General features: G+C 71.8%; 15 protein-coding genes. 5 read left to right on the top strand and 10 right to left on the bottom strand.

Annotation, left to right across the window (positions count from 1 at the left end; all coding sequences use genetic code 11):
- Positions 1-112: 112 nt before the first annotated feature.
- Together DTL70_RS32075 and DTL70_RS32070 are read left to right on the top strand one after the other, a co-directional pair.
- Positions 113-1,102, top strand: coding sequence for a J domain-containing protein (locus tag DTL70_RS32075; protein ID WP_245980267.1), 990 nt, complete (start codon positions 113-115; stop codon positions 1,100-1,102).
- Positions 1,103-1,346: 244 nt separating this feature from the next.
- Entirely contained in the window at positions 1,347-1,694 is a 348-nt protein-coding gene (locus DTL70_RS32070) for a rhodanese-like domain-containing protein (protein WP_114025540.1), read from the top strand.
- 78 nt (positions 1,695-1,772) lie between these two features.
- Here DTL70_RS32070 and DTL70_RS32065 read toward each other — a convergent pair whose 3' ends face one another.
- From DTL70_RS32065 to paaA, 6 genes are all read right to left on the bottom strand, one after another.
- A complete protein-coding gene (locus DTL70_RS32065) occupies positions 1,773-2,918 on the bottom strand; it encodes an acyl-CoA dehydrogenase family protein (protein WP_114025539.1) in 1,146 nt (381 codons plus the stop codon).
- Positions 2,919-3,145: 227 nt separating this feature from the next.
- Positions 3,146-4,276 (bottom strand): 2Fe-2S iron-sulfur cluster-binding protein, encoded by a 1,131-nt coding sequence (locus DTL70_RS32060; protein ID WP_114025538.1) that lies wholly within the window; start codon positions 4,274-4,276, stop codon positions 3,146-3,148.
- 3 nt (positions 4,277-4,279) lie between these two features.
- On the bottom strand, positions 4,280-4,906 hold the full coding sequence (gene paaD, locus DTL70_RS32055) for a 1,2-phenylacetyl-CoA epoxidase subunit PaaD (RefSeq protein WP_114025537.1): 627 nt from the start codon (positions 4,904-4,906) through the stop codon (positions 4,280-4,282).
- Complete coding sequence (gene paaC, locus DTL70_RS32050; protein WP_114025536.1) at positions 4,900-5,625, bottom strand: 1,2-phenylacetyl-CoA epoxidase subunit PaaC; 726 nt, start codon at positions 5,623-5,625, stop codon at positions 4,900-4,902. The genes paaD and paaC overlap by 7 nt, the downstream gene beginning before the upstream one ends.
- The gene (gene paaB, locus DTL70_RS32045; protein ID WP_114025535.1) at positions 5,622-5,906 is read right to left on the bottom strand and encodes a 1,2-phenylacetyl-CoA epoxidase subunit PaaB; all 285 of its coding nucleotides are present in this window, start codon (positions 5,904-5,906) and stop codon (positions 5,622-5,624) included. The genes paaC and paaB overlap by 4 nt, the downstream gene beginning before the upstream one ends.
- Positions 5,903-7,093, bottom strand: a complete 1,191-nt coding sequence (gene paaA / locus DTL70_RS32040; protein ID WP_245980232.1) for a 1,2-phenylacetyl-CoA epoxidase subunit PaaA — start codon at positions 7,091-7,093, stop codon at positions 5,903-5,905. The genes paaB and paaA overlap by 4 nt, the downstream gene beginning before the upstream one ends.
- A 316-nt stretch (positions 7,094-7,409) precedes the next feature.
- On the opposite strand from paaA, the gene DTL70_RS32035 reads away from it, so the two are divergent.
- The 3 genes from DTL70_RS32035 (at position 7,410) to DTL70_RS32020 (ending at position 10,511) form a co-directional block, all read left to right on the top strand.
- Positions 7,410-8,123, top strand: a complete 714-nt coding sequence (locus DTL70_RS32035; RefSeq protein WP_220183687.1) for a DUF5819 family protein — start codon at positions 7,410-7,412, stop codon at positions 8,121-8,123.
- Between the two features lie 161 nt (positions 8,124-8,284).
- The gene (locus DTL70_RS34680) at positions 8,285-9,703 is read left to right on the top strand and encodes an HTTM domain-containing protein (protein ID WP_245980230.1); all 1,419 of its coding nucleotides are present in this window, start codon (positions 8,285-8,287) and stop codon (positions 9,701-9,703) included.
- Complete coding sequence (locus tag DTL70_RS32020; protein ID WP_114025533.1) at positions 9,687-10,511, top strand: TrmH family RNA methyltransferase; 825 nt, start codon at positions 9,687-9,689, stop codon at positions 10,509-10,511. The genes DTL70_RS34680 and DTL70_RS32020 overlap by 17 nt, the downstream gene beginning before the upstream one ends.
- 118 nt (positions 10,512-10,629) lie before the next feature.
- Here the strand turns inward: DTL70_RS32020 and DTL70_RS32015 are convergent, their stop codons facing one another.
- From DTL70_RS32015 to DTL70_RS32000, 4 genes are all read right to left on the bottom strand, one after another.
- Positions 10,630-11,193, bottom strand: a complete 564-nt coding sequence (locus DTL70_RS32015; protein ID WP_114016834.1) for a bacterial proteasome activator family protein — start codon at positions 11,191-11,193, stop codon at positions 10,630-10,632.
- Between the two features lie 48 nt (positions 11,194-11,241).
- The gene (locus DTL70_RS32010) at positions 11,242-11,781 is read right to left on the bottom strand and encodes a hypothetical protein (RefSeq protein WP_114025532.1); all 540 of its coding nucleotides are present in this window, start codon (positions 11,779-11,781) and stop codon (positions 11,242-11,244) included.
- Positions 11,782-12,657: 876 nt separating this feature from the next.
- A complete protein-coding gene (locus tag DTL70_RS32005; protein WP_114025531.1) occupies positions 12,658-13,638 on the bottom strand; it encodes an NAD(P)H-quinone oxidoreductase in 981 nt (326 codons plus the stop codon).
- A gap of 59 nt (positions 13,639-13,697) precedes the next feature.
- The gene (locus DTL70_RS32000) at positions 13,698-13,934 is read right to left on the bottom strand and encodes a hypothetical protein (RefSeq protein ID WP_114025530.1); all 237 of its coding nucleotides are present in this window, start codon (positions 13,932-13,934) and stop codon (positions 13,698-13,700) included.
- Positions 13,935-14,014 lie beyond the last annotated feature (80 nt).

Genomic DNA, 14,014 nt, shown 5'->3' with positions numbered 1-14,014 from the left:
GGACCCGGTGCGTATGGACGCGGATGCGTCGCGTACCGGAGCGGATGCGTCGCGTACGGGCGGGGACGCGCCCCGTACGGGTGCGGATGCGCCGCGTACGGGCGCAGACCCGATGCGTGCGGACGCCGGCACCGAGCAGGCGGGTGAGGAGTCCTCGCGCGCGACGGCGGTGAGCGACTATGCGGGCGAGGGATCCGCGCGTGCCGGTGCGACGACCGACGAGGTGAGCGGAGAACCCGCACACGCACGTGAAGAACCCGCAGGTGAAGCTCATGAAGAACCCGCGGGTGAGGGCCCCGCTCGTGAAGAACCCGCTCGTGAGGAGCCGGGAACCGAGCGGCTCGAGAAAGCCGTCCGCGCCGCGGAGCACGCGCTGATCGAGTACGAGATCGCCGTCGAGACCTTCCGGGTGGAGGTCGAGAACTTCTCCCGGCTGCACCACCAGCGGCTGGGCCCCGTCTACGCCCGCCTCGACGAACTGGACGCGCAGATCGCCGAGGCGATCGCCGCCCGCACCGGCGACCCGGACGACATCCGCAAGGCCGACGAGAAGCGCGGCGCCGTGCTGCCCATGCCCCAGGTCGAGGAGCTCTTCTTCGGCTGGATCGACTCCAGCGGCATGCTCCCCGAGGCCCAGGCGATGCTCAACGAGCAGCCCGTCAGCCCGCCCAGCCGGGTGCGGCCCAGCGAGGAGGCCCGCAAGGCCTACCGCGACCTCGTCCGCAAGGCGCACCCCGACCTCACCCAGGACGACGCCGAACGCGAGCGCCGCGAAGCCTTCCTCGTACGGGTGAACAAGGCGTACGCGGACGGTGACGCGACCGCGCTCGCCGCGCTCGCCGAGGAATGGGAGGCGGGTCCGCTCCCTGAGCCGCTGGCCGAACTGCTGCGCAGCGAAGAGCTGTACGCCCGCCTGGAGTGGCTGGCCCAGCGCAAGGAGGTGCTCGCGCAGATGGCCGCCGAACTGGAGGAGAGCGCGATCGGCGCCATGCTGAAGCTGGCCCCCGACGACCCCGACACGCTGCTGGAAGAGATCGCCGAGCAACTGCTCGGACAGGTGGCGGAACGCGAGAGCGAACTCGCCCGGCTGCGGGAGGCGTGAACGTGCCGTCCACGCCCGGCAGCGAGCGCGCTCTCCCGGCCGGTTCTGCCGCGTCCACCAGGTCTGCCGGGTCTGCCGCGTGCACCAGGTCTGTCGGGTCCACCGGGTCTGCCGACTCGGTCGGCTCGGTCGGCTCGGCCCGTGCGGCAAAACGCTGATCAGCGCGCCCACCGGCCCCCGTGAACGCTGACGAACCACAAGGAACGCCCGAAGACCCGGGCCAGGGAGAACAGGGAGACCAGGGATGAACGCCCTTCCCGGACAGGTACCGCAGATCGACGCCGCCTCCGTGCCGTCCGAGGCGCTGCTGCTCGACGTCCGTGAGGACGACGAGTGGGCAGCCGGACGCGCCGAGGGCGCGTTGCACATTCCGATGAGCGAATTCGTCGCCCGCCAGGGCGAGCTGACCGAACGGCTGGGGGAGAGCGAGCACGTGTACGTCGTCTGCCGGGTCGGCGGACGCTCGGCCCAGGTCGCCGCCTACCTCGCCCAGCAGGGTGTGACCGCCGTCAACGTGGACGGCGGCATGCTCGCCTGGGAAAGCGCCGGACGCCCCCTGGTGGGTGACAACGACCCCGCCTTCGTCGCCTGACGACCCCTCGTCGGTCAGGGTCGGCTTCGGACGGCTCAGGGGCGGCTCAGGGGCGGACCGGGGGCGGACCGGGGTGGTTCAGGCCGGCTCCCGGGCGGCCAACAGCTCGCCCAGTGCCCCCTCGTGGGCCGCCGCCGAACCGTAGGACAGCTCCCACTGCTTGGCCCAGGCGTGGAAGCGGTGCAGCGGATAGTCGGTGTCGGCGCCCATCCCGCCGTGCAGGTGCTGTGCCGTCTGCACGACGCGACGTACCCCGTCCGACGCCCACATCTTGGCGACCGCCACCTCCGCCGGATCGAGCCGCCACGCCGCCTGCCACAGCGTCGCTTCCATCGCGCGCAGGTCGATGTAGCGGTCGGCGGACTGTACGGCCACCGCCTGGAACGTGGCGACGGGGAACCCGAACTGCTCGCGTCCGCTGACGTACGCGCTGGTCATCTCCAGCACCTTGCTGCCCAGCCCGAGCGCCAGCGCGCAGGTGCCCGTGGTCAGCAGGCGCTGGAGGTGGGCCGGTGCTGCGGCGTCCTCGATCACGTCACCGGCCGGTACCCGTACGGCGTCCAGCCGCAACCTGGCGTAGGGCTCGCCGTTGGTGGACGCCTGCTCGTCCAGGGTGACGCCGCCCGAGGTGGCGCCCGGGGCGAGGACGGCCAGCAGCGGTCGGCCGTCCGCCGTGTGCGCGGGGACGACGATCAGGTCAGCCGTCCGTCCCCAGGGCACGGCCGTCTGCACGCCTTCCAGCACCCAGTCGCCGCCTCCGTTTCCGTTCCCGTCTCCGTTCCCCTCGGAGGAGGGCCGCGCCGAGACGGCGAGTTCCGGTCGTTCGTGTCCGCTCGCCCCCTGCCCGGCGACGGTCAGGGCCAGTTCGCCGCGTGCGATGCGGGGGAGCAGCCTGGCGCACAGCTCGTCGCTGCCGTACTCGGCCAGGGTGAGTGCCGCCGCGCCGGTCTCCACCAGGGGAACCCGGGCCAGCACCCGGCCCGCCTCGCGCAGCACCAGGCACAGCGCCACCGCGTCCAGCCCCGCGCCGCCGTGCCGCGCCGGCACGGTGAGACCGAGGAGGTCGGCCTGGGTGAGCCGGCCCCACAGGTCGCGGTCGAAGTCATCGGCGACCTTTCCGGGCGACAGCGCCGGACTCGGCACGGCGTCGACCGCCACGTGCGCGAACGCTCCCTTCGCTGCCTCGCGAGCCGCCTCCTGCTCCTCACTGAACCCGAAGTCCATGCCGCACCGCCCTCTGGGCCGACGCCCGTAGCTGATGGGTCGTCAGGTTACGTCGGACGCGCGCCGTAAGCCAGAGGGACCAAGGCGGGACCAAGGCGGAAACAGGGCGGATCGAGTGGACCGAGTGGACCGAGTGGACCGAGTGGACCGAGTGGAACCAGGAGAACTGCGGCCAGGGAGAACCAAGGGGGGCCAGGCCGGCGGCAAGAGGTTGCTGCCCTTGGCCGTCACCCGTCGAAGTCGAGGGCCACCTCCAGAGTGGTCGGGTGGGACTGGCAGGCCAGGACGTAGCCCGCCTCTATCTCCTCCTCTTCCAGGGCAAAGTTGCGGTCCATCGTGACCTGGCCGTCGACGAGCCGGGCCCGGCAGGTGCCGCACACGCCGCCCTTGCAGGCGTAGGGCGCGTCGGTGCGGTTGCGCAGGACCGTCTCCAGCAGGGTCTCCCCCTCGCGGGCGGACCACCTGCCACCCCGGCCGCCGAGAGTGGCGTTCACGGTGGCGGAGCCGGCGACCGCCGCGGCCGTGCCCCCCGTGGATCGGGGCGCGGAGCCGGCGACCACGCCGTTCGCGCCGACCGTGTCGCCCGCTGCGTCCGCTTCATTCGCTTCGTCCGCGTGGAAGATCTCCTGGTGGACGCGCGTGCGCGGGACCCCCAGTGTGCGCAGCGCCTTGGCCGCGCCATCGACCAGGCCCAGGGGACCGCACAGGTACCAGCCGTCCATGTCGCGCACGCCGGGAGGTGACAGGAGCGCGGGCAGCAGCGCGGTCAGTCGGTCGCGGTCGAGGCGACCGGAGGGCAGCCCGCTGTGCTGCTCCTCGCGGGAGAGGGCCGTGACCAGGTGGAAGCGGTCGGGATAGCGGTCCTTGAGGTCGGCCACCTCTTCCAGGAACATCGTCGAGTCCGCTGTCCGGTCGCTGCGTATCAGGCAGAACCGGGCCTCTCTCTCGCTCTCCAGCACCGTGGCCGCGATGGAGAGAACGGGTGTGATACCGCTGCCGCCGACGACAGCGGCGAACCGTCCCGGTCGGGGCGCGAGGACGAAACGTCCCGTCGGCGGCAGTGCCTCGACCGTGCCGCCCTCGGCCAACTCCTTGAGGGCGTAGGTGGAGAACTCGCCGCCTTCCACCAGCCGGATACCGACGCGCAGCGTGTCGGGCCGGGAGCGGGCGGGGGCGCACAGCGAGTAGGTGCGGCGGATCTCCTCTCCGTACTCGTTCACCCGCCGCAGCGCGATGTGCTGGCCCGCGGCGTAGCCGTAGGTCTCGCGCAGCTCGGGTGGGACGGCGAGGGTGAGGGCTGCCGCGTCGTCGGTGAGACGTTCGATCGACTGGACGCGCAGCGGGTGGAAGACCGGCACCCCTCACACCTCCTTGAAGTGGTCGAACGGCTCCCGGCAGCTCTCGCAGCGGCGCAGGGCCTTGCAGGCGGTGGAGGAGAACCGGCTCAGTTCCGTCGTCTCGGCAGAGCCGCAGTGCGGGCAGTGGACGGGGCCGGGGTCGGGGCCTGGGGCGGACGCGTGCCCCCGCTCTTCCGGGGCGCCGGGCCGGATGCGGTGGGTGGGGGAGAGACCCACCAGGACGGGGCCGCGGGTGCGGGCGCCCTCCCGGGGCGGCGCGACGCCGTACGCGGCGAGCTTGCGGCGGCCCTCCTCGGTGAGGTCGTCGCTCGACCAGGGCGGGGTGAGCACGGTGCGGACCTCGACCCGCTCGGCCCCGGCCTCCCGGAGCGTCCCCTCGATATCGGCGCTCATCGCCTCGATCGCGGGGCACCCGGTGTAGGTCGGAGTCAGCTCGACGAGGACGTGACCGGGCTCAGGCTCGGTCACCCGCCGCAGCACGCCCAGTTCGGCGAGCGTGACCACCGGCAGCTCGGGATCGGGCACCGCACCCGCCAGCTCGGCGAAGGAGAGGGCGCGAGAGTGGGAGGGTGAGGGCGAGGGCCAGGGGGAGCCGGCGGTCGGGTCGTGGGTGGGGTGTGCCGTCACCATGTCGCCCCCGGGTGGCTGCGGTGCAGGTGCTGCATCTCGGCGAGCATCCGGCCGAACGGCTCGGTGTGCACTCCTTGGCGGCCCGCCCCGGCCGACCAGGCGCCGTGGCGCGGACTGTCGGGCACCGCCAGCCCCGCCTGCCCGAGCACCTCGCGGATGCCGGCGTCCCACTCCTCCTCCAGATCCGCCCAGCGGACGTCCAGCCCCTCGACCGGCTGGAACAGCTCACCCGTGTACCTCCACAGCGCGTCGACGGAGCGTTGGGTGCGGGCGTGGCTCTCCTCCGTGCCGTCACCCAGGCGCAGCGTCCACTGCTCGGCGTGGTCACGGTGGTAGGCGACCTCCCGCACCGCCTTGGCGGCCAGCGGGAGTGAGGTGGCCAGCTGGGCGTAGAGCGGCTGCTGGTAGGTGGAGAAGAACAGCTGGCGGACGAGGGTGTGCGCGAAATCCCCGTTGGGCTGCTCCACCAGCTGGCAGTTGAGGAAGGCCCGTTCCTCCCGTAGGTAGGCGATCTCGTCCTCACTGCCGAGCACGTCGGCCAGTTCGGTGTACAGCGCACGGGCCTGGCCCAGCAGGTCCAGCGCGATGTTGGCCAGCGCCACCTCCTCCTCCAACACGGGGGCGTGGCCCGCCCATTCGCCGAGGCGGTGGGAGAGGATCAGCGCGTCGTCCCCGAGGGGGAGAGCGGCGAGGGTGGCAGGGGGCGTGGTGGCACTCACAGGTTCCGCACTCCTTCCGGGACCTCGTAGAACGTCGGGTGGCGGTAGGGCTTGTCGGCCGCGGGGGCGAAGAAGGGGTCCTTCTCGTCGGGCGAGGAAGCGGTGATCTCGCCGGAGGGGACCACCCACAGGGAGACACCTTCGGAGCGGCGGGTGAACAGGTCCCGCGCGTTGCGGAGAGCCATCTGGGCGTCCGGGGCGTGCAGGCTTCCCGCGTGGGTGTGCGAGAGGCCGCGCCTGCTGCGTACGAAGACCTCCCACAGAGGCCAGTCGGCGCTCATGAGCTGTGCTCAACTCCTCGCTGTGCGGGTTCGTCTGCCCGGGCCTGCGGGGCGGGTTCGTCCGGGTGGGGCTGCGGAGCGTGCTCGGGCGTGTGGGGCTGCCGGCTCTGCTCGGCCGGGCGGGTCGGTGGCTCGGTGCCGGCGGTCGGGGGCGCGGGATGAGGGGCCGCCCTTCGGGCCGCCTGCTTGGCGGCGTGGGCGGCCGCCGCCTCGCGGACCCAGGCGCCGTCCTCGTGCGCCGCGCGGCGCCGGTGCAGCCGCTGGTCGTTGCACGGTCCGTTGCCCGCGAGGACGTCGCGGAACTCCTGCCAGTCGATCGCGCCGAAGTCCCAGTGCTCGCGCTGCTCGTTCCAGCGCAGCTCGGGGTCGGGGAGGGTGAGGCCGAGAGCCTCGGCCTGGGGGACGCAGATGTCGACGAAACGCTGCCGCAGCTCGTCGTTGGAGTGCCGCTTGATCTTCCACTCCATGGACCGGGCGCTGTGTGCGGACTCCTCGTCGGGCGGGCCGAACATCATCAGCGAGGGCCACCACCAGCGATCCACCGCGTCCTGCGCCATCGCGTGCTGTGCCTCGGTGCCGCGGGAGAGGGCCAGCAACAGCTCGTACCCCTGACGCTGATGGAAGGACTCCTCCTTGCAGATACGCACCATGGCGCGGGCGTAGGGGCCGTAGGAACAGCGGCACAGCGGCACCTGGTTGGTGATCGCCGCGCCGTCCACCAGCCAGCCGATCGCGCCGACGTCGGCCCAGGTGAGGGTGGGGTAGTTGAAGATGGAGGAGTATTTCTGGCGGCCGGCGTGCAGCTTGTCGAGCAGCTGCTCGCGTCCCGTGCCCAGCGTCTCGGCCGCGCCGTAGAGGTAGAGGCCGTGGCCCGCCTCGTCCTGCACCTTGGCCATCAGGATCGCCTTGCGGCGCAGTGACGGCGCGCGCGTGATCCAGTTGGCCTCCGGCTGCATCCCGATGATCTCGGAGTGGGCGTGCTGGGCGATCTGCCGGACGAGCGTGGCGCGGTAGGCGTCCGGCATCCAATCGCGCGGCTCGATGCGTTCCTCGGCGGCGACGGCCGCGTCGAAGGCGGCTTGGAGCGCGGCCTCCTCCTCGGGCGAGGCGCCACCCGGCGCTGACCCCGCAGGGCCCTTCCCCTCCCCGGCCCGCCGGCTGAGCGGCGGCGTTGTCACCGATGACATGCGAGCCCCCTGATATCTCGGCGTCGGTGTTTCCCGGCACGATCCCGGTCGGTCGGCCGGCTGGTCAGCAGGCCGACCGCCTGACCAGCCGGCGAGCCCGCTGATCAGGCGGCCGCAGGCTACCGACCGACCGATCGTTCGGTTCAAGAATGAGCGCGGCTCACCAAGCTGTCAAGAGCAGCCCGGGACGCCTGTGGACAGCGAATGGCACGGACCCTCGGGCGGGGCTCCCCCGCACCAGTAGTCTCTGAGAGTCTTCGAGGCGGACCGGTCCAGGCATGGGCATGGCATTGAAGGAATGGGGAGCAGGGAGGGCATGGAGCCAGCAGCGCACCAGGTGCCCGGGGCGGACAGCGCGGGGGAAACGGGGGACGCGGGGGAAAGAGGCGGCATGCGGGGCATCGCCGCGCTCTCGTTGCCCGCGCGGATCTTCGTCTCGATAGCCGTGGCCGTCGTCACCGTCGGAGTCGCGTTCCACGTGGCGATGGTCTTTTTGCAGACGGCACCGGACAACACGGTCAGCAAGCGGCACGCGGAGGTCGTGGACTCCTACGTCTATCCGGAGTTCGAACGCAACTGGAAACTCTTCGCACCCAACCCCCTCCAGCAGAACGTCGCCGTGCACGCGCGGGCGCGCATCGCTGCGCCCGGCGGCAGCACGAAGACCACGGGCTGGGTCGACCTCAGCGCCATGGACGGTGCGGCCATCAACGGAAACCCGGCGCCCAGCCACACCCAGCAGAACGAGTTGCGCCGCGCCTGGGAGTTCTACGCCGACAACCATGACGAGAAGGGCAAGTCCTACGGGCTGCGCGGCCGGCTCTCCGAGCAGTACATCAAGCGGATCGTGATGCTGCGTTTCGGTACGGAACTGAACGGCGGCAGCGTCGAGCGCATCCAGGTGCGCGCCGTGGTCACTCCCGTCGCACCGCCCGAGTGGGGCGACGAGAAGACCGACAGCAAGACCGAGTACTCGGTGCAGCCCTGGTGGCAGGTCACCAGCGCCGACCTGCCGGGAGGTGCCAAGTGACGGAGGACGTCACGGGAGAGGGGCGGTACGCGGCCTCCGGCGCAGACGTGCCGTCGTCCGTCTCCGGTACGGAGCCGGGCGCGAGCCCGGGATCGGGCTCGCGAGCGGACCCGGGTTCGGGCTCGAGACGGGGCCCGGGGACGCGGTTCCAGGGGCCCCGGGTGCGGGTCGAGCGTTGTGTTTCGCGCGGGCTGGGCAAGGTGACCGGGTACGCGCTGGGTCCGTATCAGACGGCGATCGTGCGCATCGGGTTCGGCGCGGCCTGGCTGTTCTTCCTGTTGCGGGAGTGGCCGCACCGGCACGAGCTCTACGGTCCCGACGGCCCCTGGAGCTTCGGGCTCGGCAAGCAGCTGATCGACAGCAACCACGCCTTCACCGTGCTGATGTGGGCGAGCAGCGGCAGCTGGTTCGAACTCGTCTACCTGGTCGCCATGGCGGCCGCGGCGGCGATGCTGCTGGGGTGGCACACGCGTGCCGCCACCGTGCTGTTCATGGTGGGGGTTCTCTCGCTGCAGAACCGCAGCGTCTTCATGGGCGACGGCGGGGACAACGTCATCCACCTGATGTCGCTGTACCTGATCCTGACCCGTTGTTCGCAGGTGTGGTCACTGGACGCACGGCGGGCCCACCGTTCACGCTCCCGTGCCGAAACCCGCACGGAAGCCGCCCGCACAGACGCGTCCGCAGGCGCGCACGGAAGAGGAGGAAACGCTCCGCCACACGCCGGAGGGAACAGCGCTCCGCCACACGCCGGAGGGAACAGCGCTCCGGCAAGCGCCGGAAGGAGCACCGCTTCCGGGGTCGGCGATCCGGTGGCGGGCACCGGCGGCGTCGTGCTGTGGGCGGTGCTCGGCGCGATCCTGGTGGGCGGCACGATCGCCGGGGCGATGACCACCGGCTGGACGCTCTTCTTCTGGGCGCTGTGGGTGGCCAACGCGGCGTGGTGGTGTGTGAACAAGGCGGTCGCCGTCAGGGGCGGCAGCGGACTGCGCGAGTTGCGCACCGTCTGCGACATCCTCGCCAATCTGGCACACAACGGTGTGCTGCTCATCATCATGGTCGAGGTCTGCCTGATCTACTCGACGGCAGGCTGGTACAAGATCCAGGGCAGCCGGTGGCAGGACGGCACAGCCGTCTACTACCCGATGAATCTGGACTACTTCACGCCGTGGCCCGAGCTGAGCCACCTGCTGGCCGGAAACGGCCTCATGGTTTTCCTGGTCACCTACGGGACGGTCATCACCCAGGTCGCTTTCCCCTTCACCCTGTTCAACAGGCGGGTGAAAAACGTGCTCCTCGCCATGATGATCATGGAGCATGTCGGCATCGCCGTCCTGCTGGGACTGCCGTTCTTCTCGATGGCGATGATCGCGGCGGACGCGGTCTTCCTGCCGACCGTCTTCCTCGTCTGGCTCGGCCGACGCGTCACCGTCCTCAGAACCCGCGTGCGGGGACGGCTGCCGGGAGGGGACGTCCGCCGGCAACCGGTGGCGCCCCCTTCACCGCGGACGGCCGGCTCCGAGGACCCGGCGGTCCCGGCATCGGCGCCCGTAGGGTGGCCGGGTGACAGGACCGGCTGAGACCCAGTGGGCGCGGTACGCCGAAGACGGCGTGCTGCTGGACGGGTTCCACGCGCTGAAGCACGCGCTGCGCTTCGGCGCGCGGGTGCCCCTCGCGCTGGCCACGGACCGCCGCGCCGCCCTCGCGCTGGCCGAGCAGCTCGCCCCCGACCTGACCGGCACGCTGGAAGCGCTGCTGCGCGAGGTGTCCGTTGAAACGCTGCGCGGCCTCGTGCCCCGCCCGCACCCCACAGGTGTGGCGGCGCTCGCCCTGCGGGAGAGCGCTGCCGATGCGTTCGACGGGTGCGGCGAGAAGAGCAATGAGAAGAACGGCAGGGAGGGAGACGGGGCAGCGAGCGCGGGCCCAGGTGGTGGGGCGCCGCTCGTCGTGCTCGACAACCCGCGCAACCTGGGCAACGTCGGAGCCGTCGTGCGGCTGGCAGCGGGTGCGGGCGCCGCAGGTGTGCTCACCACAGGAGATGCCGACCCCTGGCATCCCGCGGCCGTCCGCGCCGGCGCGGGACTGCACTTCGCCGTGCCCGTCGCACGGCGGCAGGTCAACCAGCTGCCGGACCTGCCGCTGTTCGCCTTCGACCCGGAGGGCACCGATCTGCGGTCCGTGACGCTGCCGGTCGGCGCGATGCTCGCCTTCGGCTCGGAGCGGCACGGTCTGTCCGACGCGCTGCGCTCACGCGCCGACCACCTGGTCGCGCTCCCCATGCGACCGCAGGTCTCCAGCTACAACCTCGCCACGAGCGTCGCGATGGCGCTGTACCACTGGATGACACCGGCCCGGAACGCCGGCGACACCGACCGGACCACTGGATGACACCGGCCCGGCCCTCCGGCCCGACCGCTTCGATCAGCTCGGTCGGTCGGGAAGGCCGGGCCGATGTCGTCGCCCGATGTCTTCCCTGCCGGTACGGGGCGCGTACCGGCGCGGGTGCCTACAGGTAGGGGCCGCCGGTGCGGCGGTTCTCCTCGTTGGCCTGCGCGGCGTCCTCCGGCGGTACGGCACCCGCCGGCAGAGCCCTGCGCATCTGCTCCAGCTGGGAGCGCGCCGCCATCTGCTGGGCGAACAGTGCGGTCTGGATGCCGTGGAAGAGCCCCTCGAGCCAGCCGACGAGCTGGGCCTGCGCGATGCGCAGTTCGGCGTCGGTCGGAGTGGAGTCGTCGGCGAAGGGCAGCGAGAGCCGCTCCAGCTCCTCGATCAGCTCGGGCGCGAGCCCGTCCTCCAGCTCCTTGATCGAGCTGGTGTGGATCTCCTTGAGGCGGGCCCGGCTGGCCTCGTCCAGCGGCGCCGCCTTCACCTCCTCCAGCAGCTGCTTGATCATGCTGCCGATCCGCATGACCTTCGCCGGCTGCTCGACCATTTCCGTCACGGGGACCTCAGCCTGCTCATCGCCCTCACCGTCGCCCTTGGCGCCGGTACCCGCCAGAGCCATTCCGTCCGGGCCCACGACCAGGACCTGGGGGCTCTCCTGCGACTGTTCGTTGCTCGGCTGCGTCATGCCCCCATTCTGCATGTGCCCTGGGTCCGGCGCCGAGCGAGGGAGGGGTCACCCGCGCCGCAACCGCAGGGCCAGAAAGGCGAGCCCCAGCCCCATCAGTGCCATCCCCGCGCCGAGCGGCAGGACGGGCAGCACCTGCCCGGACGGTTGAGCGGCGACGCGGTTGCCGCGCGCGTCGGTCCGCTCGGGGACGGGCCCCTCGGAGGCGTACAGGTCGTGCTTCCCGATCGCCTCGTCGGAGCGGTGCGGTGCGGTGCGATTGCCGGACGAGGACGGCCGGTCCTCCGGGCGGCCGGGCCGGTCGGGAGCCTCGCCGTTGCCCTTGCGCCCGTGCGGCTCCTGCCGCCGTTCGTGCTCACGCTTCTGTTCCCGCTTGGGTTTGTGCTGCTGTCCCCGCTCCCGGTCCCGCTTCTCGTCCTGTTCGCGCTCCCGGTCCTGTTCACGTTTGCGCTGCTGTTCGCGTTCCTTGGCCTCGTGCCGTTCGTCGCGCTGGTGCTGTCGGCGCTGATCCTGTCGTTCCTGCTGCTTCTTGTTGTCCTGGTGGGGCTGTGGCCGCTGCTCCTCGTCCGGGGGGCCGGGAGGCTGCACCGGCTGCCGCTGTGGTTTTCCGTGCTGAGCGTCGTCGTCGTGCGGGGCTCCGTGGGAGCGGTGCGGAAGCGGTCGGCCGCTGTCACCGTGGCCGTCTTCGCCGGGTTGCTCCAGGGGCTGTCCGAAGTCCCTCGGTCGAGGGGATTCCGGGCCTCCTCCCGGACCGGATTCACGGGTGCCCTCCGCGCCATCGCGGTCGTGAGAAGGGGCGCCCGAGAGGTGAGTCGTTTCCCTCGCCTCCGTTGCCGCTTCCACTGCGGCCCTGACGTCGGCCACCGCCTTCGCGATCTCGGCCGCCGCCTCCGTTTCTGCTGTCCCTTGCGCCGTCGCGCTCAGCTGCCTGGCGTGCAAGCCCGCCGCTTGGGCCTGCGCGCGGGACGGCAGTGCCGGCTGTGTGGGGCGGGCGGTGACGAAGGGGGCGAGCTCTGCTCCGACGGCGGGAGGCGCGCTGTCGGACGTCGGGCTTGTGGTCAGCACGCCAGGGGACGCGCTGAGGGTGACGTTTCGCGGAGATCCGCCGGGCGACGTGGTGCCGGGCGGACCGGAGACACCGGGTCCCGCGCTGTCCTCCGCGAGGGCGGCAGGCGCGGGCAGGGCAAGAAAAAAGCAGGTCAACAGGGTGAGTGCCCTGTTCCGCTGAGAGTGCCCCACGACCGTGACCCTTCCGACCTGGATGGTCCGCAGACCAGTCCAGCGTCACATAAAGGGACTAATACGGCATTTCGGGCAAGCCGATGTCAGTGAGGATCAGGCCCGGACGGCCGAGATGTCGCGGTCCGGACGGTGGAGACGATGCGGTCCGGACGGCCGGAAGGGGGCCCGCCGTCCGCGCGGCAGGCCCCCCTCCCGGCACGCCGGGTCACTCCGTATGCGGGGTCACTCCGTCGTCAGCAGGAGCTTGCCGATGTGGGTGCTCTCGTCCAGGGTCCGGTGCGCGCCGGCCGCGTCGGACATCGGGAAGCTGCTGTCGACGACGGGACGTACGCGGCCGTCCTCGATCAGCGGCCACACGTGCTCGCGCACGGCGGCGACGATGGCGGCCTTCTCCTCCGGGGGCCGGGCGCGCAGCGAGGTAGCCGTCACGGCGCCGCGCTTGGCCAGTAGGGCGCCCAGGTTCAGCTCTCCCTTCGCACCGCCCTGCATACCGATGACGGCCAGTCGGCCGTTGACCGCGAGCGCCTTGACGTTCCGTTCCAGGTACTTGGCGCCCATGTTGTCGAGGATGACGTCGGCGCCCGTCCCGTCGGTCGCGGCGCGCAGCTCCTCCACGAAGTCCTGCTCGCGGTAGTTGATCAGGATGTCGGCGCCCAGCTCGGCACATCGTTCCAGCTTGGCGGCCGTGCCCGCTGTCACCGCCACCCGGGCCCCCACCGCCTTGGCGAGCTGGATGGCCATGGTGCCGATGCCGCTGGATCCGCCGTGCACCAGCAGGGTCTCGCCGGGACGCAGGTGAGCCACCATGAACACGTTCGACCAGACGGTGCAGGCCACCTCCGGCAGCCCGGCCGTCGTCGCCACCTCCACGCCCGCGGGGACGGGCAGCAGCTGACCGCTGGGCACCGCGACCTTCTCCGCGTAACCGCCGCCGCCGAGCAGCGCGCACACCTCGTCGCCGACCGACCAGCCGGACACGCCGGGTCCGAGAGCGGAGATCCGGCCGGCGCACTCCAGGCCCGGGTACGGGCTCGCGCCGGGCGGCGGATCGTAGAAGCCCTGCCGCTGGAGGACGTCGGCGCGGTTGACGGCGCCGGCCACCACGTCGACGAGGACCTCGCCCTCGCCGGGTTCCGGGTCCGGGACCTCGGCCCAGACCAGCGCCTCGGGGCCGCCGGGTTCGGGAATCGTGATCGCATGCATACGCCGACGCTACCGGGCGGCGCACGAGCCCGCGCGGGTCAGGCCCGTGGCCGGTCGAGTCAGTCCCACGGGCGTGCGGGCCGGCCCCCGGCGCACGCGCGGGCCGCCCCTCCGGGCTTCCGGTGGCAGCCTCCCGCGTAGGTGAAGCGCAGCTTCTGGTCGGGGGTCGGTACGTACGCCTGCCGGCATCCGGCGCAGAACCAGAACCAGGAGTCCTCCTTGCCGGGCCCCGTCTCGCGGGTGTCCTTCCACAGCAGGCGTTCGGGGCAGTTGGGGCAGGTGGGCGGCGGATCCATCGCGTCATCGTCACGCCTGACGCCACGGCGCGGACCGCCGGGCGCACCACAGTCACCTGAAGGGGTGAGGGCGGCGACGG

It is taken from the genome of Streptomyces diacarni, from assembly GCF_003323715.1.
GTDB lineage: Bacteria > Actinomycetota > Actinomycetes > Streptomycetales > Streptomycetaceae > Streptomyces > Streptomyces diacarni.
This window is presented reverse-complemented; position numbering and strand designations above follow the sequence as displayed.

What these genes read in the sequence shown, in the direction of transcription:
- DTL70_RS32075 (WP_245980267.1), top strand. Translation starts at nt 113, where the DNA reads ATGCGTGCGGACGCCGGCACCGAGCAGGCGGGTGAGGAGTCCTCGCGC.
- DTL70_RS32070 (WP_114025540.1), top strand. Translation starts at nt 1,347, where the DNA reads ATGAACGCCCTTCCCGGACAGGTACCGCAGATCGACGCCGCCTCCGTG.
- DTL70_RS32065 (WP_114025539.1), bottom strand. Translation starts at nt 2,918, where the DNA reads ATGGACTTCGGGTTCAGTGAGGAGCAGGAGGCGGCTCGCGAGGCAGCG.
- paaD (WP_114025537.1), bottom strand. Translation starts at nt 4,906, where the DNA reads ATGGTGACGGCACACCCCACCCACGACCCGACCGCCGGCTCCCCCTGG.
- paaB (WP_114025535.1), bottom strand. Translation starts at nt 5,906, where the DNA reads ATGAGCGCCGACTGGCCTCTGTGGGAGGTCTTCGTACGCAGCAGGCGC.
- paaA (WP_245980232.1), bottom strand. Translation starts at nt 7,093, where the DNA reads ATGTCATCGGTGACAACGCCGCCGCTCAGCCGGCGGGCCGGGGAGGGG.
- DTL70_RS32035 (WP_220183687.1), top strand. Translation starts at nt 7,410, where the DNA reads ATGGAGCCAGCAGCGCACCAGGTGCCCGGGGCGGACAGCGCGGGGGAA.
- DTL70_RS32015 (WP_114016834.1), bottom strand. Translation starts at nt 11,193, where the DNA reads ATGACGCAGCCGAGCAACGAACAGTCGCAGGAGAGCCCCCAGGTCCTG.
- DTL70_RS32005 (WP_114025531.1), bottom strand. Translation starts at nt 13,638, where the DNA reads ATGCATGCGATCACGATTCCCGAACCCGGCGGCCCCGAGGCGCTGGTC.
- DTL70_RS32000 (WP_114025530.1), bottom strand. Translation starts at nt 13,934, where the DNA reads ATGGATCCGCCGCCCACCTGCCCCAACTGCCCCGAACGCCTGCTGTGG.